A 25656-nucleotide genomic window follows, 5' to 3' on the forward strand; every position below is an offset into this window, starting at 1 on the left:
GTTCGGCTGTGGCAACGATCAGGCTCCTCGCAGCGCAGGCGCCGATGTTCCTCTCCTTCCTCGACGAGCTGCGCGCCGCGGGCATTGCCGCCAGCCTGAAGGAGCATCTGCTGCTGCTCGAGGCGCTTCACGCCGAGGTGATCGAGCGCACGCCGGAGCAATTCTATTATCTCGCCCGCGCCACCTATGTGAAGGACGAGGGCCAGTTCGATCGGTTCGACCAGGTCTTCGCCCGGGTGTTTCGCGGCATGGAGGGCAGCATCACCCCGGCAAGCGAAGTACCGGCCGACTGGCTGAAGGCGATCGCCGAACACTATCTCACCGCGGAGGAGCAGGCCGCGATCGCCTCGCTCGGCTCATGGGACGAGATCATGGCCGCGCTACGCCAGCGGCTGGAGGAGCAGCATGAGCGCCATCAGGGTGGCAGCAAGTGGATCGGCACCGGCGGCACCAGCCCGTTCGGCAACGCCGGCTATAATCCCGAAGGGGTGCGGATCGGCGGCGAGGCGCGCCACGGCCGGGCGCTGAAGGTGTGGGACCAGCGCGCGTTCCGCAACCTCGACAGCAGCCGTGAGCTCGGCACCCGCAACATCAAGGTCGCGCTGCGCCGCCTGCGCCGGTTCGCGCGCGAGGGCGCCGCCGACGAGCTCGACATCGACGGCACGATCCAGGGCACCGCGCGCCAGGGCTGGCTCGACGTGCGGATGCGCCCCGAACAGCGCAACGCGGTCAAGCTGCTGCTCTTCCTCGACGTCGGCGGCTCGATGGATCCGTGGGTGAGCTTGTGCGAGGAGCTGTTCTCGGCGGCGACCGCCGAATTCAAGCACCTTGAATTCTTCTACTTCCACAATTGTCCGTATGAGGGCGTGTGGAAGGACAACCGCCGCCGGTTCGCCGAGCGGACGCCGACCGCCGAGTTGCTCCACCGGTTCGGCAGCGATTATAAGCTGGTGTTCGTCGGCGACGCCGCGATGAGCCCCTATGAGCTGACCCAGCCGGGCGGATCGGTGGAGCATGACAACGCGGAAGCCGGCGCAACGTGGCTGCGCCGGCTGGTCGACACTTATCCGGCGGCGGTGTGGCTGAACCCGGTGCCGACGGCGCAATGGGATTATTCGACATCGGCGACCATCGTCCGCGAATTGATCACGGACCGCATGTATCCGCTGACACTCGGCGGCCTCGACGCGGCGATGCGCGAGTTGACGCGCAAGCGGTGAGCGAACGCTGGACGGCGACACATGCAGCCCGCCCGGCTGATCAACAACAATTCCGCTCAGGCGGAGATGATCATCGCTTCCGAGCGCAAGGCTTCGAGCTTGCGCGTGTAGCTTTCGACCAGCAACAGACGGCGTTCACGGGCTTCCGGCGTCAGCGCGCGGCTGGCGGCGGTACGTTCAACACTCAGGCGGCGAAGATAGTAACGTACATCTGATTCCACCGACGTCCCTCCCCGGGTTATCGACTTAATCTATGTATATGACCATGATGCTACCAAACAATCGTTAACATCGCTCCCAGCGCCGGTACGAGGCTTAACTGCGGTGGATGATGCCGCCAGGCAGCGGATGGGGGGCGCCGGTGGTGCCGGGGAAGCTGTTCGGCAGCCCGACGAGGGTCCGCACGGCCATATAGGCGAATCCTTCCGCCTCGAGCGCGTCGCCGTTCCAGCCGTGCGAATCGCTGGGTTCGGGGACGAGTCCGGTGCGCTCGGCGATCATCGCCAGCAGCGTCGGGTTGTGGCGACCGCCGCCGGCGACCAGCAGGTGGCGCGGCCGCGTGGGCAGATGGGTGAGCGCATCGGCGACGGTGGCGGCGGTGAAGGCGGTTAGCGTCGCGGCACCGTCGGCGGCGGACAGCCCGCGCACCGGCTGGATGGTGAAATCGCTACGATCGAGCGATTTGGGGCCGGGCGCGGCGAAGAACGGATGATCGAGCATTGCGGCGAGGATGCCCTCGTCCACCTGCCCGCTGGCGGCGAGCGCGCCATCGGCATCGTAGCGCGCGCCGGACTGCGCCTCCACCCAGCTGTCGATCAGGCCGTTCGCAGGGCCGGTGTCGAATGCCACCAGATCGCCATCCGCGCCGACATAGGTGATGTTGCCGACGCCACCGAGGTTGAGCACCGCGACCGGCAGGTCGAGCCGGGCGGCAAGCGCGGCATGGTAGACCGGCAGCAACGGCGCGCCCTGGCCGCCGGCGGCGACATCGTTGCTGCGGAAATCGCTGACCACGGTGATGCCGGTGGCGCGCGCGAGCACGGCGCCGTCGCCGATCTGCCAGGTCCAGCCGCGATCGGGGCGGTGGGCGACGGTCTGTCCGTGATAGCCGATCACCGACACCTGCTGCGGCTCGACGCCGGCCTCGCGGAGCAGCTTGTGGACGGCAAAGGCGTGGGTGCGGTCGATCAGCTCGGCGGCGGCGACCAGATCGGGGCTGGCGCGCGGCTTGTCGAAGGTCAGCGCCAGCTGCGTGGCGGCGGCGAGCTGGGCGCGCGCGGCGTCCGAATAGGCTGCGCCGCGAAACGCCAGCGCACGCACCTGCGACTCGCCATCGGTATCGATCAGCGCGGCATCGATGCCATCGAGCGAGGTACCGGACATCAGGCCGATCGCGAGCATATGAGGTACCTTGGCTTGGTTGCGGAGAGGACCCCGCTACGCCGGTCCCACCCCTGCGCTCGTAGCGGCAAGCGGCGCGCTTGGACAGGCGCGGCGCGGCAAACGGGGCGATCGTTCCGACGCAACTGGAAAAATGCCGCGATGTGCCTTATGTGCGCGCGCTCCCATGGCAACCAAACTCCCCCTCCCGCCGCGCGTCGGCATGGTCTCGCTCGGCTGTCCCAAGAATCTGGTCGACAGCGAGCGGATCCTTACCCAGCTGCGCTCGGACGGCTATCAGATGTCGCCCGACTATGCCGGCGCCGATGTCGTGCTGGTCAATACCTGCGGCTTCCTCGATTCGGCCAAGGAGGAAAGCCTGGAGGCGATCGGCGAGGCGATCGCGGAAAACGGCCGCGTCATCGTCACCGGCTGCATGGGCAAGGAAGCCGAGACGATCCGCGCGCGCTTCCCGGGCGTGCTCGCGGTGACCGGTGCGCATCAATATGAGCAGGTGGTGGAGGCGGTTCATGCCGCTGCGCCGGCGAACCTGTCGCCCTATCTCGATCTGGTGCCCGATGCCGGGCTCAAGCTGACGCCGCGGCATTACAGCTACCTCAAGATTTCCGAGGGCTGCAACCATCGTTGCTCCTTCTGCATCATTCCCAGCCTACGCGGCGACCTCGTCAGCCGCCGGCCCGACGCGATCCTGCGCGAGGCGGAGAAGCTGGTCGCGGCGGGCACCCGCGAGCTGCTGGTGATCAGCCAGGACACGTCGGCTTACGGGCTCGACCTGCGCCATGCCTCCTATCCGCTGAAGGGCGGCGGCGAGGTGCGCGCGCACATGACCGATCTCGCCCGCGAGCTCGGCCGGATCGCGCCCTGGGTGCGGCTGCACTATGTCTACCCCTATCCGCACGTCGACAACGTCATCCCGCTGATGGCCGAGGGCCTGGTGCTGCCGTATCTCGACATCCCGTTCCAGCATGCCGCGCCTTCGGTGCTGAAGGCGATGAAGCGCCCGGCGAACGACGCCAAGGTGCTGAGCCGGATCCACGGCTGGCGCGATATCTGCCCGGACATCGCGATTCGTTCGACCTTCGTGGTCGGCTTCCCCGGCGAGACCGAGGCGGATTTCCAATATCTGCTCGACTGGCTCGACGAGGCGCAGCTCGACCGCGTCGGCGCGTTCCGGTTCGAGCCGGTGGAAGGCGCCAGCGCCAACCTGCTGCCCGATCAGGTGCCCGAGGAGGTCAAGGAAGAGCGCTACGCGCGGATCATGGCCAAGACCGCAGCGATCTCGGCGGCGAAGCTCGCGGCCAAGGTAGGCCGGACGCTCGCGGTGATCGTCGACGAGGTTGGCGAGGAGGGCGCGACCGGCCGGTCCTATGCCGATGCGCCGGAGATCGACGGCGAGGTGTTCCTGCGCGATGCCGCGCATCTCAGCGTCGGCGATATCGTCCCGGTCGAGATCGAGGATGCCGACGAGCACGACCTCTATGGGGTGCCGGTGACCGCCGCCCACTGACCGTTGCCCGGTTGCGGTGGCCCCAGCGGCAGCCGGGCCTCCTCTACCCTTGCCCTCGCGGCAGGACATCCCAACGTTCGCTGGGATGACGGGATGGGAGGAACCGGTCGCCCGGCTCCCCCTTTCCTTCAGCTGTTCTTCGGCAGCGCCCAGGCGATCACCTGGTCGCCGATAGGCGTTTTCATGAAGTGGTGGCCGCCGGTCATCAGCACCACATATTCGCGGCCGTTCTGTTCATAGACCATCGGCGTCGCCTGGCCGCCGGCGGGTAGCGCCTGCTGCCAGAGGATCTTGCCGGTCTTGAGGTCGATCGCCTTGAACAGATCGTCGGTCGCCGCGGCGACGAAGATCACGCCGCCCGCGGTGACCACCGAACCACCGTTGTTGGGCGTGCCGATCGTGAACGGCAGGTAGCTCGGGATCCCGAACGGCCCGTTCTTGCGCGCCGAGCCGAACGGCTTGTCCCAGATCGTCTTGCCGGTGGCGATGTCGATCGCGCGGATCCCGCCATAGGGGGGCTGCTTGCAGAGCATGCCGGTGAACGGCATCTGCCAGCCGGCGTTGACGTCAACCGCATAAGGCGTCTGCGCCTGGGGATCGCCGGCGCCCTCGGCATGCGGCTTGTCGCCGCGGCTGCCGTTGCCGCCCTTGTCCTGCTGCGCAAGCGCCGCATTCTGCTCGCGGGTGAACCAGCCCTTCTTGTCGGCCTCGGCACGGGGCACGAGGCGGACGTAGTTGGGCATGTCGTTGTAGTTGGCGACGATTACGCCGCGCGCGGGATCCACCGCGACGCTGCCCCAATCAGTGCCGCCATTGTAGCCGGGATATTCGATCGAGTGACGGGCCACTTCGGGGGGCGTGAAGAACCCCTTGTAGCTCGCGCGCTTGAAGTTGATCCGGCAGATCATCTGGTCGATCGGCGACATGCCCCACATGTCATGCTCGGTCAGCGGATCCTTGCGCAGGGTCTGCCACAGCGACACCATCTGGGTGGGCGAGCGCTGTTCGGGTTCGACACCGCCGCCGGGCGCCTTGATCATCGCGGTCGGCGTCAGCGGCTTGCCGGTGGCACGATCGAGCACGTACATGTCGCCCTGTTTAGACGACACCAGCAGCGCAGGCGTGCCCTTATAGTCGATCAGCGTCGGCTGGCTGCCGAAGTCATAGTCCCACACGTCCTTGCGCACCGGCTGGAACTTCCAGCGCGGCTTGCCGGTGGTGACATCCAGCGCGACAATCGAGGTGCCGAAATCATTCTCGATCGGCGAGCGCAACGTGCTCCAGTAATCGACCGTCGAATTGCCCATCGGCAGATAGACCAGGCCGAGCTGCTCGTCGCCGCTCGCCATCGTCCACATGTTGGGCGTGCCGCGTGACCATTCCTGGCCGGCCGGCGGATAGCCGTTCCACTCAGGATGCTTCATGTCCCAGGCGAAGCGGAGCTTGCCGGTGACCGCGTCGAAGCCCTGGATCACGCCCGAGGGCTCCCAGCGCTGCTGGCCGTCGGTGGTCTGGTGACCGGTGACGGCGATACCGCGGATGATCACCGGCGGCGAATTGATCGAGACGAGACCCGGGAAGACATGACCCATGCCGATCTTGGCATCGACCTGGCCGTTGGTGCCGAAGTCGGCGCACGGACGGCCGGTCTTGGCATCGACCGCGATCATGCGGGCATCGAGCGTGCCCTCGATAATCCGGGTGGCGCAGGCCGCATCAGGCTTGGCACCGGGGACGGCATAATAGGTCACGCCGCGGCAGGCCGCGGTATAAGGGATCCACTCGTCGGCGACCTTGGGATCGAAGCGCCAGCGCTCCTTGCCCGTTGCCGCGTCCATCGAGATCATGATGCTCTTGGCGCTGCACAGGTACAGCGCGTCGCCAACCTTGAGCGGGGTGGTCTCGGCACCGTATTTGTTCATGCCGCCGGCGTCGGGCATGTCGCCGGTATGGCTGAGCCACACCTGCTCCAGCTTGCCGACGTTGCTCGCGTTGATCTGGGTGAGCGGCGAATAGCGGCGCGCGGCACCGGTGCCGCCATAGGAAGGCCAATCCGCACCGGTCGCCTGGCCGGACGGATCCATCATCCCCTGCGAATTGGCCGCCGGCAGCCCGGCGATCGCCTGCTCCTGCGTGCCGAGCACGGTGAACAGGATCGCGGTTGCCACCACCACGCCGGCGATGCTGCCACCAGCAAGCTTCCAGCGATTGGCCGCGCGGGTCAGCGTCGGCATGACAAGCAGGGTGGCGATCAGCAGCACGATCGGCGCAATGATGCGGGGCACCAGCGCCCAGACCAGATTGCTGCGCGAATCGAAAAACGCCCACAGCACGGTGAGCAGGGTGATCGCGATATATAGATAGGCGCCGGCGAGGCGGCCGCGGATCATCAGCACCCCGGCGGCGAGCATCGCCACCCCGGTGATGAGGTAATAGAGCGATCCGCCCAGGGCCGCGAGCCAGGCGCCGCCGACGCCGAGCACCAGCCCGATCGCCGCTATCACCACACCCAATATGATTGCCGACCAGCTTCGCCGTTCGTGCATGCCGTTGTCTCCTTGTGTCGTCCCGGTGGCTGCCGATCGACGCTGGAAGGTCTTGATACGGCTTGCTTGCCAAAGCGAACCCCGTTTGGTCGGAACAGTTCCGTAACGGTTGCGCCAACGTTATGTTTCTGTTTTCGGTAGCGACATGATCGCTCGCCTTGCTCTAGCCATGCTGATTGCATTGCCCGCCCCTGCCCTGGCGCAGGCCCTGTCCGCCGACGATACCGCGCGCATCGATGCGCTGGTCGCCCGGTCGCTGCACGACACGGGCGTGCCGTCCGCCTCGGTCGCGTTGGTGCGCGGCGGCAGGATCGTGCTCGCCAAGGCCTATGGCAAGCAGTCGGAAACCGCGAAGAGCGCCGATCCCGCGGCGCTCTACCAGATCGCGTCCATCTCCAAGCAGTTCACCGCCGCCGCGTTGTTGTTGCTGGAGGACGAGGGCAAGCTCAGTCTCGATGACACGGTGGGCAAGTACGTGCCCGGCATCACCGATGGCGACACCATCACCATCCGCCAGTTGCTCAGCCATACCTCGGGCCTGCGCGATTATTGGCCGCAGGATTACAGCTTCAAGGCGATGGCGACGCCGGTCAGCCCCCGCGGGATCGTCGATCGCTGGGCCACCAAGGGCCTCGATTTCGCGCCCGGAAGCCAGTGGCAATATTCGAACACCGGCTATGTCGTCGCGGGCATGATCGTCGAGAAGGTCAGCGGCAAGCCGCTGCTCGACTTCCTCCAGGAGCGCGTGTTCCGGCCGCTCGGCATCAAGGCGATCGATCAGGACAAGGCGATCGGGCCGGGCTTTCCGCAGGGGTACAAGCGCTATGCGCTGGGGCCGGTGCGGGTGGAGACGCCGGCGGCGCGTGGCTGGCTCTATGCGGCAGGCGAGCTGGCGATGAGCGCACAGGATCTCGCCAAATGGGATATCGCCCGGATGGACCGGACGTTGCTGCCCGCCGACGACTGGGCGGCGCAGGAGACCGCGGTCAAGCTCACCGATGGCAGTTCGACCGGTTATGGCCTTGGCGTGTCGGTCGGCAGCAAGAACGGGCGCAGCTTCGTCGAGCATAGCGGCGAAGCGGTCGGATTCCTATCGGAGAACATCGTCTACCCGCAGGACAAGGTGGCGATCGTGGTGCTCGTCAACGCCTGGTTCGCCGATGCCCAGACCCGCATCGCCACCGACATCGCCGGGGTGCTGCTGCCCGCCCCGGCGGGGGACACGGGCGACGCGCGCGGGCTGGACACGGCCAAGGCGCTGTTCGGGCAATTGCGCACCGGCACGATCGACCGCGCGATGCTGACCGAGGATGCAAACTTCTATTTCACCCCCGCGGCACTCGCCGATTATCGCACCAGCCTCGCCCCTCTCGGCGAACCAACCAGCTTCGTCCAGGTCGGTACCGCCAAGCTGCGCGGCGGCTTCGTCCATCGCGGCTATCGCGTCACCTATCCCGGCCGCACTCTCTCGGTGAGCACCTTCGCCCTCCCCGGAGTCGGCCAAGCCTATGAACAGTTTCTGGTGAGCCCTGCGCAATGACCGATTTCACCGCCCTGCTGCTTGCCGATCGCGGGCAACCCGCCAACACCATCGAGATCGTCGCCGCCGCCGATTACCCGGCCTGGCTCGCCGCCAAGCCGCCGCGGGTACGCGCCGCGCTCGCCGCGCAGCGCTTCGCCGGCAAGGCGGGGACGCATGCCATCTATGCCGACGATGCGCTCGCCGCGGCGGTGATCGCCGATACGGCGACGCCCTGGACGTTGGCCAAGCTGGTCGAGGCGCTGCCGGCGGGCACCTATCGGGTGGCGGGCGAGCTGGGCGGCGCGGGGCTCGGCTGGCTGCTCGGCCAATATCGGTTCGAGCGCTACCGCGCCACCGACGACACGGCGCCGCGGGTGCTGCTGACCCACGACGTCGCGGCGCTCGACGAGACGGTGCGGCTGGCGGCGGCGACGGCCAGCGTCCGCGACCTCGTCAACACCGGTGCGTCCGATCTCGGCCCGGCCGAGCTGGAGACGGCGGCGGAGGCGCTGGCCAAGCGGCATGGCGCGAGCCTGGCGGTGACGCGCGGCGATGCGCTCGCGCAGGGCTATCCGATGATCCACACCGTCGGCATGGCCGCCAGCAAGGACCGCGCGCCACGGCTGATCGAGCTCGAATGGGGCGATCCTGCGCATCCGCGGGTCGCGCTGGTCGGCAAGGGCGTGTGCTTCGACACCGGCGGGCTCGACATCAAGCCGTCGTCGGGCATGCGGCTGATGAAGAAGGACATGGGTGGCGCCGCGCACGCGCTGGCGCTGGCCGAGCTGGTGATGGCGGCGCGACTGCCGGTGCGGCTCCACCTGCTGATCCCGGCTGTAGAGAATGCGATCGCGGGCAATGCCTTCCGCCCGGGCGACGTGCTCAAGAGCCGGCTCGGGCTGACCGTGGAGAACACCAACACCGATGCCGAGGGGCGGCTGATCCTCGGCGATGCGCTCGCCAAGGCTGCGGAAGGCAAGCCCGAGCTGATCCTCGACTATGCGACGCTGACCGGCGCGGCGCGGGTGGCGCTCGGCCCCGACTTGCCGCCGCTGTTCACCGATGAGGAGTTGCTCGCCGCCGAGCTGCTCGCGGCGGGCGTGGCCGAGGACGATCCCTTGTGGCGATTGCCGCTGTGGGACGGCTATGACGAGATGCTCAAGTCCGACATCGCCGATCTCGTCAATGCGCCGGACGGCGGCTTTGCCGGGGCGATCACCGCGGCGCTGTTTCTTCGCCGATTCGTGCCGCGCGGCATCGCCTGGGCGCACATGGACGTGTTCGCGTGGCGGCCGACCGCCAAACCGGGCCGGCCCAAAGGCGGCGATGCCTATGCGCTGCGGGCGAGCTTTGCGTTGCTGAAGGAGCGTTATCGGCGCTGATCGCCCGGCGCCCGCGGCCCGTCGCCGTCGATGTCCCATTCCTGTTCGCGCAGCACCGTCGAGGGCACCGGGCGGCCCTGGCCATCGCGCCACGGCCTGTAGCGGAAGCGCTGCTCGATGATCCGGCAGGTCAGCGCATCGATCTCGGCATTGCCGCTCGAGCGCGCGATCCGGCAGTCGGACACATGGCCATCGGCCTCGACGTAGAAGCGCATCGCCACCGTGCCGCGGAAGCCTTGCTGGCGCGCCCAGGCGGGCAGGTCGCCACCGCGAACGTTGCCCGCGATATGCCGTGGCGGCGTCTCGCGGCCGCTGCCGTCGCCCTCGCCGTCACCGCCGGCACCCGTACCGTTGCCGTCGCCGCCGGCACCGGTGCCCGGGCCGATCCGGTCGGCAGCGCCCGAGGTCGACTGGATACCGACCGACGGCAGCGGCGCGACCACGATCGGCGGCGGCACGGTGACAATCACCGGCACCGGCGCGGTAACCGCGGTGGCTTTGGACCGCAGGTTGGGCGGCGCGGCGGCACCGGCCGGGCGCTGCACCTTGCGCGGTGGCGGCACCGTCTTCACCGGCGGCGGCGTATCGGGCAGCACCGCGAAGGTCGCGAGGGTACGATCGACTATGGCCCCCGGCCAATGCACCGCAAGCCCGAGCACCAGCGCATAGCCGAGCGCGGCGACGACTGCGGCGGTCGCCAGCGCCGCACCGGTCCGTTCGCGAAGGCGTGGCGACAGCGTCATTGTTTCGACAGGTGGTTGGCGACCGCAGAAAATCAATGCGCGCGCCGGGGAAAGCGGCGTCAGCCGATCGCGGCAGCGGCCTCGATGATCGGCACGAATGACGCGGCGGCAAGGCTGGCGCCGCCGACCAGCGCGCCATCGACATTGTCGAGCGCCATGATCGCGGCAGCGTTGGTCGGGCTGACCGAGCCGCCGTAAAGGATGCGGATCGCCTCGCCGCGCTCGGCGCCGAGCAGCAGGCACAGCTTGGTGCGGATCACGCCGTGCATCGCCTCGATATCGTCGTGGGTAGGCGTGCGGCCGGTGCCGATCGCCCAGGTCGGCTCATAGGCGATGGTCAGCCAGTCCGCCGCGGCGTCATGCGGCACCGACAGCTCGATCTGCGAATCGACCAGGTTCGTCGCCCGGCCGACATCGCGCTGGCCTTCGTTCTCGCCGCAGCACAGGATCACGCCCAGCCCCTCGCGCCGCGCCGCCATCGCCTTGCCCCAGATGTCGTGACTGCGTTCGCCAAAGGCGATGCGGCGCTCGGAATGGCCGACCAGGGTGAAGCTGGCACCGGCTTCCTTGACCATCCCGGCCGAGACGCTGCCGGTGAAGGCGCCCGAGGCGGCGGCATGGACGTCCTCGGCGCCGATCCTGAGCTGGGTGGCGCGGGCGGCGGCAGGCGCGATCAGGGTGAAGGGCACGGCGATCTCGACGTCGACCTGCGGATGGGCGAGCGCGGCCGCGGCGATCCCGTCGAGCTCGCCGAGCGCGGCCAGCGAGCCGTTCATCTTCCAATTGCCGGTCACCAACTTGCGTCGCGTCATGCCTACTCCCTTGCCGACCGGCCGTCGCGGGCCGCTCCGGGCTTCGATGACGACCCGCACGCTTGATGGCAAGGCGCACCGCCCCTAAAGCACCCGTTCCACTGTCCGGGGCGATCGGTTCCTTCATGCTCAGCTTCTTCCGCCGCTTCACCCATTCGAAGCTTGGCGTGATCATCACCTTCATCGTCCTCGGCGTGATCGCGCTTGCCTTCGCGGCCGGTGACGTCACCGGCCTTGCCGGCAACGCCACCAGTGGCTTGACCGGCAACAACGTCGCCACGGTAGGCTCAGAGAAGATCACCAGCGCCGGCCTCAAGGCGCGAGTGCAGAGCGAGCTCGAGGCAGCGCGCCAGCGCCAGCCGACCGCGACCATGGAGCAGTTGCTCGCGCAGGGCGGGCTGCAGGGCGTGCTCGAGCGCGAGATCAACACGCTGGCGCTCGAACAGTTCGCCAAGCGCAACGGCATGGCGGTGAGCAAGCGGTCGGTGGACGGCCAGATCGCCAGCATTCCCGGGCTGCAGGGCCCCAACGGCCAGTTCGATCCCGCGATCTACCAGCGGCTGCTCGGCGAGCGCAAGCTGACCGATGCGCAGGTCCGCGGCGACATCGCCCGCGACACGCTGTCGCAGGCGCTGATCCTGCCGACCATCGGCGCGACGCAGGTCGGCGAGCAGATCGCGCTGCCCTATGCCTCGCTGCTGCTCGAGAAGCGTTCCGGGCAGGTCGGCTTCGTGCCGACCAAGGCGATGGCCGCCGGCGCCGCGCCCACCGATGCCGACATCCAGGCCTTCTACACGCGCAACCGCGCCCGCTATTCGCTGCCCGAGCGCCGGGTGATCCGCTACGCCCTCGTCACCCCGGCGATGATCGCCGCGCGCGCGGTGCCGACCGATGCCGAGATCGCCCAGGCCTATGCCCAGCAGCGCCCGCGCTTCGCGGCCAAGCAGACCCGCACGATCAGCCAGGTGGTGATCGCCGACCAGGCCGGCGCCAACGCGCTCGCCGCCAAGGTCAAGGCGGGTGCCTCGATCGCCGATGCCGCCCGCGCCGCGGGTCTCGAGCCGCTCACCCAGACCGGGGTCGAGAAGCCCGCTTATGCGCAGACCGCGTCACCGGCCGTCGCCGACGCGGTGTTCGCGGCGCCGCAGGGCGCTGTGATCGGCCCGGTGCGCGGCGCGCTCGGCTGGATCGTCGCCAAGGTCGATTCGATCAACCAGGTGGCGGGCAAGTCGCTGGAGCAGGCACGGCCCGAGCTGGTCACCGCGCTCACCCAGCAGAAGAGCCAGGCCGCGCTCGGCGCGATCCATGATGCGCTGGACGACTCGCTGTCCAAGAACGCGACCTTTGGCGAAGCGGTCACCCACCAGAAGCTGAGCCCGCTCACCACCCAGCCGCTGGTCGCCAACGGCACCAATCCGGCGACGCCCGGCGTGGCCGCCGACCCCGCGCTCGCCCAGATCGTCGCCGCCGGCTTCCAGGCTGCGGAAGGCGATGCCCCGCAGCTGGTGACGATGGGGCAGGACGGCAGCTTCGCGGTGGTCGCGATCGGCCGGGTGCTGCCCGCCGCGCCGCGGCCGATCGCCGAGGTGCGCGCCGCCGTCGCGCAGGATGTCGCCACCGATCGCGCGCGGGCCGCCGCCCGGGTGCTCGCCGCGACCATTCTCGCCAAGGTCAACCAGGGCACGCCGCTCGCCCAGGCGCTTGCCGGCAGCGGCCGCGCGCTGCCGCCGATCCAGCCGATCACCGCCAGCCGCGGCGAGCTGGCCGACCAGCGTCGTGCCCAGCCGCCGCTGGTGATGCTGTTCAGCATGCGCCAAGGCACCGCCAAGATGCTCGAGGCGCCCGGCAACGCCGGCTGGTTCCTGATCAAGCTCGATCGCATCGAGCCCGGCAACGCCGCGGGCAAGCCCGACATCGTCAAGTCGACCCGCACCGATCTCGGCCGCGCGGTGGGCAATGAATATGTCCAGCAGTTCGCTCGCGCGGTGCGGCTCAACGTCGGCAGCAAGACCGACGCCGCCGCCGTTGCCCGCGTCCGCGCCGAGCTGAGCGGCGCCGGCAACTAATGACCCCGGCCGAGGTGGTCGCCGCCGGCAGGCCCGTGTTCGTGTGGCGCCAGCAGGTCGCCGACACCGAGACGCCGGTCGCCGCCGCGCTCAAGCTGATCGAGCCCGGGCGCGGCGATTTCCTGCTCGAGTCGGTCGAGGGCGGGGAAACCCGCGGGCGTCACAGCCTGATCGGGCTCGCGCCCGACCTGGTGTTTCGCGCGCAAGGCCATCAGGCGACCATCAACCGCCGTTGGGCGCACGACCGCGACGCCTTCGAACCGCTCGCCCAGCCGACGCTGGAGGCGCTGCGATCGCTGGTCGGCGAATGCCGCGGCGAGGTGCCGCCGGAATTGCCGCGCGCGCTCGCCTGTCTGGTCGGCTATTTCGGCTATGAGACGATTGGGCTGGTTGAGCAGTTGCCGCAGCCCGATGCCGACCCGCTCGGCCTGCCCGACATGCTGTTCGTGCGGCCGACCACGATCCTGGTGTTCGATCGTCTCGCCGACACGTTGTTCCTGGTCGCACCGGTGTGGCCCGACACGGGCCGGCCCGCTGCGCTGCTGGTGACGGAAGCCGAGGAGCGGCTCGACGCGGTGGCCGCTCGGCTGGCGACGGCGACGCTACCAGCGCCAGCGCAGGCCGAGCCGGCGGAGCTTGCCTATACCCCCGCGCTGCCGCCGGAACGCTATGCGGCGATGGTCGGCAAGGCGCAGGAGTACATCCTCGCCGGCGACATCTTCCAGGTGGTGCTGGCGCAGCGCTTCTCCACCCCGTTCGCGCTGCCGCCGTTCGAGCTGTATCGCTCGCTGCGCCGGATCAATCCGTCGCCCTTCCTCTACCATCTCGACCTGCCCGGTTTCGCGCTGATCGGCTCCAGCCCCGAGATCCTGGTGCGCGTGCGCGATGGCGCGGTGACGATCCGTCCGATCGCCGGTACCCGTCCGCGGGGGCGCACCGCCGCCGAAGACGAGGCCAATCGCGTGGAGCTGCTCGCCGACCCCAAGGAACGGGCCGAGCATCTGATGCTGCTCGATCTCGGTCGCAACGACGTCGGTCGCGCCGCGGCGCCTGGCAGCGTGCGGGTGACGAGCAGCTACGGCGTCGAATTCTACAGCCATGTGATGCACATCGTGTCGAACGTCGTCGGCGACCTGTCGCCGTCACGCGACGCACTCGATGCGCTGTTCGCCGGCTTTCCGGCCGGCACCGTCAGCGGCGCCCCCAAGGTACGGGCCTGCCAGATCATCGCCGAGCTAGAGCCCGAACGGCGGGGCGCTTACGCCGGCGGTGTCGGCTATTTCTCGGCCGATGGCTCGATGGATTCGTGCATCGTGCTGCGCACCGCCGTGGTGAAGGATGGTGTGATCCACGCCCAGGCGGGCGCGGGGATCGTCGCCGACAGCGTCGCCGCATCGGAGCAGCGCGAGTGCGAGGCCAAGGCTGGCGCGATCCTGGCCGCGGCGCGCGATGCGGTGGCGCGGGCGGCGGCCGGGCGGTTCGGACAATAGATCTTCGGGCGCGCTTACTGCCCGCCCTCGCCTCGCCGGCGGCCTCGGATCAGGGCACCTGGCTCGCGTCAGCCTGCTGGGCGCGACGGTCGGCGGCCCATTGGCGGTTGGTCATCAGCGCGCAGCCGCTCTGGCCGCCGGTGCCGACCGGCGAACAGGTATCGGGCAGCCCGCCCGCTACCCGGCCGACCTCATCAACGGTCGCAGCGCGATTGGCCCAGCTTTGGTTCTGCGCGGGGATCGGCCCGCTGTTACGGAATTGCTTGGGGATGCGGTACGGCTGATCGAGCGTTGAGCAGACGATGATCTCGGTGCTCGTGTTGGGCGGGCACTTCTGGCCGGCACCGAGCGTCACGCTACGGATGCGCTGCGGCGGGTTGCCGCCCTCGGCAGGCACCGCATCGGCAGCGGTGGCGGCCGACGTTTGGGCAACGGCTACCCCGGGGAATGCGATCAGCGCGGCGATCAGCAACGGGCGAAACATGGGTGGCTCTCCTTACAGGCCCTCCCAACGCGCGGGAGCCGGCCAGGCTCCCATGCGCTTAGCCGCGGCAACATTGCCAGGAGATTGCGCGCTTGCCGCGATTGCGTGGCGGGGATCGGCGCCAGAGATTGCACGGGCGCACGCTTCGTTTATGGCGGCGCGATGATCCTCGTCGTCGACAATTACGACAGCTTCACCTGGAACCTGGTCCATTATCTGATGGAGCTCGGCGCCGAGGTGGAGGTCGTCCGCAACGATGCCATGTCGGCCGGCCAGGCGATTTCGTCGGGCGCCGAGGCGTTCCTGATCTCGCCGGGGCCGTGCACGCCCAATGAAGCCGGGGTGAGCCTAGACCTGGTCGCCGCCGCGGCCGATGCCGGCCGGCCGCTGCTCGGCGTGTGCCTAGGCCACCAGGCGATCGGCCAGCATTTCGGCGGGCTGGTGGAACGCGGCGGGCTGATGCACGGCAAGACCTCGCCGGTGCTCCACGACGGTACCGGGCTGTTCGCGGACCTGCCCTCGCCATTTACCGCAACCCGTTATCACAGCCTGATCGTCAACGACGTGGCCGCGCCGCTGGTGGTCAACGCCACTGCAGCCGACGGCAATGTAATGGGGTTCCGCCACGCGACGCTGCCGATCCACGGCGTCCAGTTCCACCCCGAGAGCATCGCCACCGAACACGGCCATGCGATGCTCGCCAATTTCATGCGGCTCGCCGGGCTGCCGGTCAAAGAGATCGCGTGACCACCCTGTCGCTATTGCCGGATCCGTCGACGCCGCTGTCGCACGAGAGCGCCGCCCAGGCCTTCGCCGACATCCTCGACGCCCGGGTGAGCGACGAGGCGATCGGCGAGTTCCTGCTCGCGCTGTCCGATCGCGGCGAGACCAGCATCGAGATCGCCGAGGCTGCGCGTGCGCTGCGCCAGCGGATGATCCCGATCGAGGCAACGCCCGGCGCGATTGACGTGTGCGGGACGGGGGGCGATGGCCACCATACGCTCAACGTCTCCACTGCAGTGGCGCTGGTGGTCGCGGCCGCCGGTGTGCCGGTCGCCAAGCATGGCAATCGCGCCGCCTCGTCCAAGGCGGGCGCGGCGGACACGCTCGAGGCGCTGGGGCTCGATCTTGCCATCGCCGGTGCCACCGCCGAGGCGAGCCTGCGCGATCTCGGCATCGCCTTCCTGTTCGCCGCCAATCATCATCCGGCGCTGGGGCGGATCACCCCGCTGCGCCGGCGGATTGGCAAACGCACTATTTTCAATCTGATGGGCCCGCTCGCCAACCCGGCGCGCGTCACCCGCCAGCTGATCGGCATCGCCCGGCCCGATTACGCCTCGCTCTATGCCGAGGCACTGGCGCAACTCGGCACCGAGCGCGCCGCGGTGATCTCGGGCGAGGAGGGGCTCGACGAGCTCTCCGGCGCGGGGCCGAGCATCGCGGTGACGGTCGGCGACGTCGCCCTGCCCCGCACCATCACCCCCGACGACGCGCGGCTCGCCCGTCATCCGCTCGCGGCGATCCGCGGCGGCGACCCGGCCTATAATGCCGCAGCGCTGCGCGCGCTGCTCGACGGCCGGCACGGCGCCTATCGCGACGCGGTGCTGCTCAACGCGGCCGCGGCGCTGGTCGTCGCCGGCCACAGTCCGACGCTGGCGGCCGGTGCCGAAGCCGCCGCCCTTACCCTGGACCATGGCAGCGCCGCGGCCTTGCTCGATTCGTGGATCGCCTACCGATGACCATCCTTTCCCGCATTATCGAAACCAAGCGCGCCGAAGTTGCCGCGCGCAAGGCGACGACCAGCCTCGCCGACCTCGACGCGGGAATCGCCGCGGTGAGCAAGCCGCGAGGGTTCCGGGCCGCGCTCGATGCGCGCCCCGGCCACGCGCTGATCGCCGAGATCAAGAAGGCGAGCCCGTCCAAGGGGCTGATCCGCGAGGATTTTGATCCGCCGGCGCACGCCCGCGCCTATCAGGCGGGTGGCGCCGCCTGCCTGTCGGTGCTGACGGATGAGCAGTGGTTCCAGGGCAGCGACGACTATCTGGTCGCGGCGCGCGCGGCGTGCACGCTTCCGGTGATCCGCAAGGACTTCATGGTCGATCCCTGGCAGGCGACCGAATCGCGTGCGCTCGGCGCCGATGCGATCCTGATCATCGTCGCGGCCCTCGACGACGGCCAGATGCGCGAGATCGAGGCGTCGGCGAGCGAATGCGGCATGGATGCACTGATCGAGGTCCATGACGAGCATGAACTGGAGCGCGCGCTCAAGCTCAACAGCCGGCTGATCGGGGTCAACAACCGCGACCTGCGCGATTTCAGCGTCGATTTCCAGCGCAGCTACGAGCTGATCGGCAAGGCGCCGGAAGGCTGCACCTTCGTTGCCGAAAGCGGGCTCACCAGCCGCGCCGATCTTGACGCGATGGCGGCGCATGGCGTGCACTGCTTTCTGATCGGCGAGGCGCTGATGCGCGAGCCGGATATCGAGGCGGCGACGCGGGCGCTGGTGGGATGAGCGGCCTCACCCATCTCGACGCCGACGGCGCGGCGCACATGGTCGACGTCGGCGACAAGGCGCCGACGTCGCGCGAGGCGGTGGCGACCGGGCGGATCGCGATGACTCCCGAGGCGCTCGCGGCGATCCGCGACGGCGCCGCGCAGAAGGGCGACGTGATCGCGGTCGCGCGCGTCGCCGGGATCATGGCCGCCAAGAAGACCGCCGAGCTCATCCCCTTATGCCACCCGCTGCCGCTGACGCGCGTCGCGATCGATATCGAGCTTGGTGACGACACCATCACCGTCACCGCCAAGGCGCGGACCGATGGCAAGACCGGCGTCGAGATGGAGGCGCTTACCGCCGTCTCGGTGACGCTGCTGACGATCTACGACATGGCCAAGGCGCTCGACAAGGCGATGGTCATCGATGGCGTGCGGCTGCTGAGCAAGGTCGGCGGCAAATCTGGCGCATGGCACGCGCCACGCACCTGACCCGTCGCACGGATCTGCCATGTTGACCCGCCGCCGATCTGCGCCCACCGCCCGGGCGTGACCCTGCTTCCCATCGCCGAGGCGCAAGCGCGCCTGTTCGCTCTCACCACGCCCGTGGCCGCCGAGACCGTGCCGCTCGCCGCCGCCGCGGGCCGCTGGGCCGCCGCGGATGTTCTCGCCCGCCGCACCCAGCCCGCGGCTGATCTGTCGGCGATGGACGGCTATGCGATCCGCTTCGCCGATCTCCCCGGCCCTTGGACGCTGGTCGGCGAGAGTGCCGCGGGGCGGCCCTATGCAGGCGGAATCGCTGCGGGGCAGACTGCGCGGATCTTCACCGGCGCGGCGATGCCCGCGGGCGCCGATACGGTGATGATCCAGGAGGAGGTGAGCCGCGACGGCAATCGCGTCCACCTTACCGGCGAAGGCCCGCCGGCGCTCGGCCGCAACACCCGGCGTCGCGGGCTCGACTTCCACGATGGCGACCGGCTGATCGGCGCAGGCGAGCGATTGACCCCGGCGCGGATCGCGGTGGCGGCGACCGGCGGGGCAGCGAACCTGGCGGTCAACCGCCGGGTGCGGGTCGCGCTGGTCGCGACGGGCGACGAGCTGGTGCAGCCGGGCGACACCGGCGCGCCGCACGATCCCGCCGCGCTGCCGGAATCCAACCGGGCGATGCTGGCGGCGATGCTGGCCGATTTGCCGGTCGAGATCGTCCATCTCGGTATCCTTCCAGACGATCTTGCGACGTTGCGCGATGCTTTCGCCGCCGTCGACGCGGACCTCCTCGTCACCACCGGCGGCGCCTCGGTCGGCGACCACGACCTGGTCCGACCCGCGCTCGAGGCCGCGGGCGGGAGCATCGATTTCTGGCGGATCGCGCTGCGTCCGGGCAAGCCGATGATGGCGGGCCGGCTGGGCCATACGATCGTGCTCGGACTGCCGGGCAACCCCGTATCCGCCTTCGTCACCGCGATTCTGTTCGTGAAGCCGATGATCGCCCGGCTCGGCGGCGCTGCCGACCCGCTGCCGCGCAGCAGTGCCGCGATCCTTGGCGAGGACCTCCCCGCCAACGGCCCGCGCACCGACTATCTGCGCGCCGAGATCCGCGACGGCCGCGCCTATGCCTCGACTATTCAGGACAGCTCGATGCTGCTCACCCTGGCGCGTTCGCACTGCCTGATCGTCCGTGCCGCAGGGGCGCCACCGGCGCCGGCCGGCGACTCGGCGGAAATCCTCGTCATCGCCTGATCAGCGCGCTTGACGGACGTCATGGCGTTCCCTAGAAGTTCCGCGTCTGTTCTGGTACGGAAGGACCGCCATGCTCACCCGCAAGCAGCACGAACTCGTCTGCTTCATTCACGATCGGCTCGAAGAGACCGGCGTCTCGCCGTCATTCGAGGAGATGAAGGAAGCGCTCGACCTGAAGTCGAAATCCGGGGTGCACCGCCTGATCAGCGCGCTCGAGGAACGTGGCTACATCCGCCGCCTCCCCAATCGTGCGCGGGCGCTGGAAGTGGTCAAGATGCCCGAGCGCGGCGATCGCAAGGTCGCGACCCCGGTCGCGCCACCCGCCCGCACCAGCAACGTCCGCGCGACCGCACCGACGCCTGCGAATGATGTGATCGAGATCCCGCTGCACGGCCGCATCGCCGCCGGTGTGCCGATCGAGGCGTTCGAGGGCAGCTCGATGCTCGCGGTGCCGGCAGCATTGCTCGGATCGGGCGAACATTATGCGCTGGAAGTGTCGGGCGATTCGATGGTCGAGGCCGGCATTCTTGATGGCGATTTCGCGCTGATCCGTCGAACCGAGACGGCGCGCGACGGCGAGATCGTGGTGGCGCTGATCGAGGACAGCGAGGCGACACTCAAATATTTCCGCCGCGAAGGTGCGATGGTCCGGCTTGATCCGGCCAACCGCGCTTATCAGCCGCAGCGCCATGCGCCATCGCATGTACGGGTGCAGGGCAAGCTGTCGGGGATCCTGCGCCGCTACGATTGAGGGTGGTGGCACGGCCGATGGTCGGTCGTGGCGAGGTTGATGTAGTGGGGTGATGGAGCGGCAGGCTTGGTGCCCGGTGACTCTTGAGCCCTGATCGTCGCTATTGCTGCTGTCTCAAGGGTGCCGAGGCTGGCGCGATGGGGTAAGTAAGCGGCCAACCACCGCTCTCCCCTGTTCGTCATCCTGAACTTGTTGCAGCGTCCATGGCCGACGCGTGCGCCACGCTCGCGAACAGTTCTGGCCGTGGATCCTGAACCAGGTTCAGGATGATCGGGGTTTGCGGGCGGCAGTCGTGGTCAGCGTGGACGAGGTGGCGACGAGCGGCGGCGGGGCCAGGACTTATAGTTCGGACGCGCTGGCGCAATGGTCGGCGCCACAAGCCAGGGGTGGCGGTCGCCCGGCGTGCGGACCGTTGCAACCTTCCCGGTCGCCAGCGTCACCGCGATGCCGCCGGTACGCGCCAGGACCGGCCTGTCGACCCTTAGCCAGCGTGGCGTGCAGCGGCGCGGCAGCCAGCGCTCGCTGACGACGATGTCGGCGTTGGCACAGGCGCTGCTCAGATCCTCGGTCGGCACGGGGTAGGCGCTGCGGGTCGCCATGATCCGCCAGCTTGTAGCGCCATTTGCCACATCGGTGATGCACAGGTCACGGCTGCACCGCGCCGCGGGCTGGTCGGCAAGCAGCATCGGCTCGCCGTCGACACCGCCGTTCTCGGCGAGCATGCTGCGGGTGTAATCGCCGGCGCGATCGCGGAGCAGCGCCAGGCCCGCAGGGGTGCGGATCGCGAGATGGCGCCCGTCGCCGGTGACGAGCAAGTCCGGTGGCGGCGTGGTGAGAGCCCAGAGCGCGCCGGCGGCAAGCGGCGCCAGCCCGAGCGCACGCCAGCGGGTGCGCCACAGCATCAGCCACAGCCCGCCCCCGATCATCAGCCCGAAGGCGGCGCCCGGCATCGCCGGGAGCGCGACCGCGGCGCCGGGCGCCGCTGCGACGCTGCGCGCGATCCATAGCAGCGCCTGGAGTGCGACATTGACGAGCCACCACAGCGGCGCCCCGATCCCCGCGAGATCGGCAAACAGTGCCAGCGCCTCCAGCGGCATGATCACGAAGGTGGTGAGCGGGATGGCGACGATATTGGCGAGCGCGCCATAGAGGCCAGCCTTGTGGAAGTGGAACACTGCGATCGGCATCAGCGCGAGTTCGACGGCGAGGCCGGTGACGAGCAGCGAGGCGGTGCTGCGCGCCAAGGCGCGTGCCCTGCCCTCCTCCCGCGCGGCGACCTGCGCCATCACCCAGGGGTGTTCGTGCAGCGCGACGATCGCGGCGATCGCGGTGAAGGAGAGCTGGAAGCTTGGACCCACCAGCGCTTCTGGCCACAGCAGCAGGACCACCAGCGCCCCCATCGCGAGCAGCCGGAGGGTCATTGCCTCGCGACCCAGTGCTAGCGCTAGCAGCACCAGCAGCGCGGCGACGCAGGAGCGGATCGTCGGCACCTGGCTGCCGGTCAGCAAGGTATAGCCGATCGCCGCAAGCGCACCGGCGATGCCGGCGACCAGCGGCAGGCGGAGGCGCAGCGCGACGAACGGGAACAGCGCCAGCAAGCGGGTGACGAGCAACATGGTCGCGGCGACCGCGGCGGTGATGTGGAGACCGCTGACCGACAGGAGATGGGCGAGCCCCGCGCGCCGCATCGCATCGGCGTCGTCGGTCGCGATAGATCCCTCGTCGCCGGTGGCGAGCGCCGCCGCGATGCCGCCGCCACTGCCGGGCAGCTGCGCGGTGATGTGTCGGGTCAGGCCGGCGCGTAGCCCCGAACCGGCAACACCGGGTGTGATCACCTTGACCGGTGCGAAGCCGCGGCCGGTGGCGCCGATCCCGGCGAACCAGGCGACGCGGGCGTAGTCATAGGCGCCGGGTACCGCCGCGCCGGGCGGCGGCATCAGCCGCGCCTGGATGCTGATCACGGCTCCGGGGGCAAGGCCGGCCGGCTCGTCGGCTTCGGCGAGGTTGACGCGGATGCGTGGCGGCAGCGATGCGCCCACCACCGGCGCCAGCGTCAGCCGGACGAGTGCCCGCGCGGCGAGCGGCTCGACCGCGAGGACCTTCGCCTGGAAGGTGGCGACCACCGGCCGGGCGAGCACCGGTGCCGCCACGCGATCGGCGCGCCACCAGACCAGCCCGATGCCGAGCGCGACCGTCAACGCCGCGATCGCGAGTGCCCGCGCCGCCCGACCATGGCGTCCGAGCGACAGCGCGCCGAGCCCGATCGCCACCAAAAGGGCGACAGCCTGCCGCCAGGCATCGGGGCTTGGCAGGGTGAACCACAGCCCGATCCCGATGCCGAGCGCGACCGGCAGCCACAGGATCAGCTGGTCACGCTCCGCCTCGAGCCACCTTTCGAGGAACGCGAATGTCGCAGCGCGGGACCATGAGGGCCGCCACGGCGTTTGAAGGCACCAGGGGCGCGTGCTAGGGGTCGCCACGGCTGACTTGGCCATCACCAGCGAAGATTGGGAGCAGGCGCGGTTGAGCGCAATAGTTGAAAACGCACCGGCAACGTCCGGCGACATCGATGCCCCCGCAACGGGCGGCGGCGGGCGCATCGTCACGCGCTTCGCGCCCTCGCCGACCGGTTACCTCCATCTCGGCGGTGCGCGCACCGCCTTGTTCAACTGGCTGTACGCGCGTCACCACGGCGGCACCTTCCTGTTACGGATCGAGGATACCGACCGGGTGCGCTCCACCCAGCCGGCGATCGACGCTATCCTTGCCGGGCTGACGTGGCTGGGGATCGACTGGGACGGCGACGCCGTGTTTCAGTTCGCCCGCGCCGAGCGCCATGCCGCGGTCGCGCACCAGATGGTCGGGGCTGGCTATGCCTATCGCTGCTACATGACCGCCGAGGAGATCGCCGCGCAGCGCGAGGCCGCGCAGGCGGCCAAGAAGCCGGTGCGGATCCGCTCGCCGTGGCTCGATCGCGATGCTGCCGAGGCGCCGGAGGGCGCGCCGTTCGTCGTCCGCCTCAAGGCACCACGCGAGGGCGCGGTGACGATCCAGGATCAGGTCCAGGGCGCTGTCACCGTGCAGAACGCCGAACTGGACGACATGGTGCTGCTGCGCTCCGACGGTACGCCGACCTATATGCTCGCGGTGGTGGTCGATGACCACGACATGGGGGTGACCCATGTCATCCGCGGCGATGACCATCTCAACAATGCTTTTCGCCAGCTGCCGATTTACCGGGCAATGGGTGCGATCGAGGGCGGATGGCCGGACCCGGTCTATGCGCATATCCCGCTGATCCACGGCACCGACGGCGCCAAGCTTTCCAAGCGCCACGGCGCGGTGGGGATCGAGGCCTACCGCGACGAACTCGGCATCCTGCCGGAAGCGTTCGACAATTACCTGCTGCGGCTCGGCTGGGGCCATGGCGACGACGAGATCATCAGCCGCGCGCAGGCGGTCGAATGGTTCGACCTGTCCGGCGTCGGCAAGAGCCCGTCGCGGTTCGATCTCAAGAAACTCGAGCATCTCAACGGCCACTATATTCGCGAGGCAGACGACGCCCGGCTCGCGGCGCTGGTTGCCCCGATTGGTCACTATGGTGATGTTTCGTTGCTGGAGCAGGCGATGCCGGTGCTTAAGGCGCGGGCGGCCAATCTCAACGAGCTGGCCGCCGGCGCCGGCTTCCTCTTCGCCCAGCGTCCGCTGGCGATGGACGATGCCGCAGCAGCGCTGTTAACCGACGACGCGCGAGCGCTTTTGGTCAAGCTTCATGCCGCACTTGACGCGGTGCAGCAGTGGGATCAGGAGGCCACCGAAGCAGCGGTTCGGCAGGTGTCCGAGGCAGAGGGCGTCAAGCTCGGCCAGGTCGCCCAGCCGCTCCGCGCCGCTCTCACCGGGCGCAAGACCTCGCCCGGCATCTTCGACGTGCTCGCGCTGCTGGGAAAAGAGGAAAGCCTCGGCCGCATCGCGGACCAGACCACGAATCGCTAGGAAGGACGACCCATGACCGACGCTGCCAAGCTCTCCCTGGACGGCAAGGATTTCGACTACCCGGTCATGTCGGGGAGCGTCGGTCCCGACGTCGTCGACATCCGCAAGCTCTATGCGCAGACCGGCGCCTTCACCTACGATCCGGGCTTCACCTCGACCGCCTCGTGCCAGTCGAAGCTGACCTATATCGATGGCGACGAGGGCGTGCTGCTGCACCGCGGCTATCCGATCGGCGAGCTCGCCGAAGAGTCGAGCTTCATGGAAGTGGCCTATCTGCTGCTTAACGGCGAGCTGCCGAACCAGGGCGAGCTCACCACCTTCAACCGCACGATCACGCGCCACACCATGGTGCACGAGCAGCTCGCGACCTTCTTCCGCGGCTTCCGTCGCGATGCGCATCCGATGGCGATCCTGTGCGGCGTGGTTGGCGCGCTCTCGGCCTTCTACCATGACTCGACCGACATCCACGATCCGGTGCAGCGTACGATCGCCTCGCACCGCCTGATCGCCAAGATGCCGACGATCGCGGCGATGGCTTACAAGTACAGCGTCGGACAGCCGTTCCTCTACCCGGACAACTCGCTCTCCTACACCGGCAACTTTCTGCGCATGACCTTCGGCGTGCCGGCCGAGCCCTATGAGGTGAACCCGGCGGTCGAGAAGGCGATGGACCGGATCTTCATCCTCCATGCCGATCACGAGCAGAATGCCTCGACCTCGACCGTGCGCCTCGCCGGTTCGTCGGGCGCCAACCCGTTCGCGTGCATCGCCGCCGGAATCGCCTGCCTGTGGGGCCCGGCGCATGGCGGCGCCAACGAGGCGGCGCTCAACATGCTGCGCGAGATCGGCACGCCCGAGCGCATCCCCGAGTTCATCGCCCGCGCCAAGGACAAGAACGATCCGTTCCGCCTGATGGGCTTCGGCCATCGCGTGTACAAGAACTACGACCCGCGCGCGACGGTGATGCAGAAGACGGTGCGCGAGGTGTTCGATGCGCTCAAGGTCAACGATCCGTTGTTCGATACCGCGCTGCGGCTCGAGGAGCTGGCGCTCAGCGACGACTACTTCATCGAGAAGAAGCTGTTCCCGAACGTCGACTTCTACTCGGGCGTGATCCTGTCGGCGATCGGCTTCCCGACCTCGATGTTCACCGTGCTGTTCGCGCTCGCCCGTACCGTCGGCTGGGTGGCGCAGTGGAACGAGATGATCACCGATCCCGATCAGAAGATCGGCCGTCCGCGCCAGCTGTACAACGGCCCGGTCCAGCGGTCGTACACCCCGCTCGGCGAGCGTTAAGACTCGTGGCCCGGCTCCGCCCGATCATCCTCGCCATCGGCGTGCTCTGCACGCTGATGGGGCTGCTGTGGATCGGCCAGGGGCTGGCTTACGTCCATTGGCCGCAATCGAGCTTCATGCTCGACCAGCGGCCGTGGGCAGACCGCGGCGCGGCGCTCGCCGTGCTCGGCCTGCTGATGATCCTGGTCGGGCGGCGGCTGCGCCGCTGAC

22 protein-coding genes are annotated in these 25656 nt (G+C 69.0%); 15 read left to right on the forward strand and 7 right to left on the reverse strand.

The genetic code is table 11. The annotated features are described in order from the left end of the window. The first annotated feature begins 44 nt into the window (after window positions 1-44). Window positions 45-1220, forward strand: a complete 1176-nt coding sequence (locus tag OXR60_RS01120) for a VWA domain-containing protein (RefSeq protein WP_267393585.1) — start codon at window positions 45-47, stop codon at window positions 1218-1220. A gap of 56 nt (window positions 1221-1276) precedes the next feature. On the opposite strand, the gene OXR60_RS01125 is transcribed toward OXR60_RS01120, so the two are convergent. Both OXR60_RS01125 and OXR60_RS01130 read right to left on the reverse strand, forming a co-directional pair. Further along, entirely contained in the window at window positions 1277-1441 is a 165-nt protein-coding gene (locus OXR60_RS01125) for a hypothetical protein (RefSeq protein ID WP_267393204.1), read from the reverse strand. Window positions 1442-1535: 94 nt separating this feature from the next. Then, entirely contained in the window at window positions 1536-2621 is a 1086-nt protein-coding gene (locus OXR60_RS01130; protein ID WP_267393207.1) for an anhydro-N-acetylmuramic acid kinase, read from the reverse strand. 166 nt (window positions 2622-2787) lie between these two features. Here OXR60_RS01130 and rimO point away from each other — a divergent pair, with 166 nt between their 5' ends. Next, window positions 2788-4128: a 30S ribosomal protein S12 methylthiotransferase RimO gene (rimO, locus tag OXR60_RS01135; protein WP_267393209.1), complete on the forward strand. Its 1341-nt coding sequence runs from the start codon at window positions 2788-2790 to the stop codon at window positions 4126-4128. A gap of 128 nt (window positions 4129-4256) precedes the next feature. Here the strand turns inward: rimO and OXR60_RS01140 are convergent, their stop codons facing one another. Continuing rightward, window positions 4257-6674, reverse strand: a complete 2418-nt coding sequence (locus OXR60_RS01140) for a membrane-bound PQQ-dependent dehydrogenase, glucose/quinate/shikimate family (RefSeq protein ID WP_267393210.1) — start codon at window positions 6672-6674, stop codon at window positions 4257-4259. Window positions 6675-6819: 145 nt separating this feature from the next. On the opposite strand from OXR60_RS01140, the gene OXR60_RS01145 reads away from it, so the two are divergent. Together OXR60_RS01145 and OXR60_RS01150 are read left to right on the forward strand one after the other, a co-directional pair. Further along, window positions 6820-8214, forward strand: a complete 1395-nt coding sequence (locus OXR60_RS01145) for a serine hydrolase domain-containing protein (protein WP_267393212.1) — start codon at window positions 6820-6822, stop codon at window positions 8212-8214. After that, entirely contained in the window at window positions 8211-9578 is a 1368-nt protein-coding gene (locus OXR60_RS01150) for a leucyl aminopeptidase family protein (protein WP_267393214.1), read from the forward strand. Before OXR60_RS01145 ends, OXR60_RS01150 begins: the two co-directional genes overlap by 4 nt. On the opposite strand, the gene OXR60_RS01155 is transcribed toward OXR60_RS01150, so the two are convergent. Both OXR60_RS01155 and tpiA read right to left on the reverse strand, forming a co-directional pair. After that, window positions 9566-10321, reverse strand: coding sequence for a TonB family protein (locus tag OXR60_RS01155; RefSeq protein WP_267393215.1), 756 nt, complete (start codon window positions 10319-10321; stop codon window positions 9566-9568). The genes OXR60_RS01150 and OXR60_RS01155 overlap by 13 nt on opposite strands. A gap of 59 nt (window positions 10322-10380) precedes the next feature. After that, a complete protein-coding gene (tpiA, locus tag OXR60_RS01160) occupies window positions 10381-11133 on the reverse strand; it encodes a triose-phosphate isomerase (RefSeq protein ID WP_267393217.1) in 753 nt (250 codons plus the stop codon). Between the two features lie 125 nt (window positions 11134-11258). On the opposite strand from tpiA, the gene OXR60_RS01165 reads away from it, so the two are divergent. Both OXR60_RS01165 and trpE read left to right on the forward strand, forming a co-directional pair. Next, window positions 11259-13199 (forward strand): peptidylprolyl isomerase, encoded by a 1941-nt coding sequence (locus OXR60_RS01165; protein ID WP_267393219.1) that lies wholly within the window; start codon window positions 11259-11261, stop codon window positions 13197-13199. Then, window positions 13199-14689, forward strand: coding sequence for an anthranilate synthase component I (trpE, locus tag OXR60_RS01170; RefSeq protein ID WP_267393222.1), 1491 nt, complete (start codon window positions 13199-13201; stop codon window positions 14687-14689). The genes OXR60_RS01165 and trpE overlap by 1 nt, the downstream gene beginning before the upstream one ends. A 49-nt stretch (window positions 14690-14738) precedes the next feature. Here trpE and OXR60_RS01175 read toward each other — a convergent pair whose 3' ends face one another. Continuing rightward, the gene (locus OXR60_RS01175; RefSeq protein WP_267393225.1) at window positions 14739-15173 is read right to left on the reverse strand and encodes a hypothetical protein; all 435 of its coding nucleotides are present in this window, start codon (window positions 15171-15173) and stop codon (window positions 14739-14741) included. Between the two features lie 162 nt (window positions 15174-15335). Here OXR60_RS01175 and OXR60_RS01180 point away from each other — a divergent pair, with 162 nt between their 5' ends. From OXR60_RS01180 to lexA, 6 genes are all read left to right on the forward strand, one after another. Beyond that, the gene (locus tag OXR60_RS01180; protein WP_267393227.1) at window positions 15336-15920 is read left to right on the forward strand and encodes an aminodeoxychorismate/anthranilate synthase component II; all 585 of its coding nucleotides are present in this window, start codon (window positions 15336-15338) and stop codon (window positions 15918-15920) included. Next, entirely contained in the window at window positions 15917-16912 is a 996-nt protein-coding gene (gene trpD, locus OXR60_RS01185; protein ID WP_267393230.1) for an anthranilate phosphoribosyltransferase, read from the forward strand. Before OXR60_RS01180 ends, trpD begins: the two co-directional genes overlap by 4 nt. Beyond that, window positions 16909-17685: an indole-3-glycerol phosphate synthase TrpC gene (gene trpC / locus OXR60_RS01190; RefSeq protein ID WP_267393232.1), complete on the forward strand. Its 777-nt coding sequence runs from the start codon at window positions 16909-16911 to the stop codon at window positions 17683-17685. Before trpD ends, trpC begins: the two co-directional genes overlap by 4 nt. Then, on the forward strand, window positions 17682-18158 hold the full coding sequence (gene moaC / locus OXR60_RS01195; protein WP_267393234.1) for a cyclic pyranopterin monophosphate synthase MoaC: 477 nt from the start codon (window positions 17682-17684) through the stop codon (window positions 18156-18158). Before trpC ends, moaC begins: the two co-directional genes overlap by 4 nt. Window positions 18159-18215: 57 nt before the next feature. After that, window positions 18216-19406, forward strand: coding sequence for a molybdopterin molybdotransferase MoeA (locus OXR60_RS01200; RefSeq protein WP_267393236.1), 1191 nt, complete (start codon window positions 18216-18218; stop codon window positions 19404-19406). 70 nt (window positions 19407-19476) lie between these two features. Beyond that, window positions 19477-20157 carry a transcriptional repressor LexA gene (lexA, locus tag OXR60_RS01205; protein WP_267393239.1) on the forward strand — a complete coding sequence of 227 codons (681 nt, stop codon included), beginning with the start codon at window positions 19477-19479 and terminating at the stop codon, window positions 20155-20157. A gap of 296 nt (window positions 20158-20453) precedes the next feature. On the opposite strand, the gene OXR60_RS01210 is transcribed toward lexA, so the two are convergent. Then, window positions 20454-22652 carry a ComEC/Rec2 family competence protein gene (locus OXR60_RS01210; RefSeq protein WP_267393241.1) on the reverse strand — a complete coding sequence of 733 codons (2199 nt, stop codon included), beginning with the start codon at window positions 22650-22652 and terminating at the stop codon, window positions 20454-20456. Window positions 22653-22722: 70 nt separating this feature from the next. On the opposite strand from OXR60_RS01210, the gene gltX reads away from it, so the two are divergent. From gltX to OXR60_RS01225, 3 genes are read left to right on the forward strand one after another with little or no spacing between them, the layout of a single operon-like run. Continuing rightward, window positions 22723-24150: a glutamate--tRNA ligase gene (gene gltX / locus OXR60_RS01215; protein ID WP_267393586.1), complete on the forward strand. Its 1428-nt coding sequence runs from the start codon at window positions 22723-22725 to the stop codon at window positions 24148-24150. 12 nt (window positions 24151-24162) lie between these two features. Then, complete coding sequence (locus tag OXR60_RS01220) at window positions 24163-25446, forward strand: citrate synthase (protein WP_267393243.1); 1284 nt, start codon at window positions 24163-24165, stop codon at window positions 25444-25446. A 5-nt stretch (window positions 25447-25451) separates the two neighbouring features. Then, window positions 25452-25655: a hypothetical protein gene (locus OXR60_RS01225; protein ID WP_267393244.1), complete on the forward strand. Its 204-nt coding sequence runs from the start codon at window positions 25452-25454 to the stop codon at window positions 25653-25655. Window position 25656 lies beyond the last annotated feature (1 nt).

This window comes from Sphingomonas sp. GC_Shp_5 (genome assembly GCF_026540855.1).
In the GTDB taxonomy this organism is placed as follows: domain Bacteria; phylum Pseudomonadota; class Alphaproteobacteria; order Sphingomonadales; family Sphingomonadaceae; genus Sphingomonas.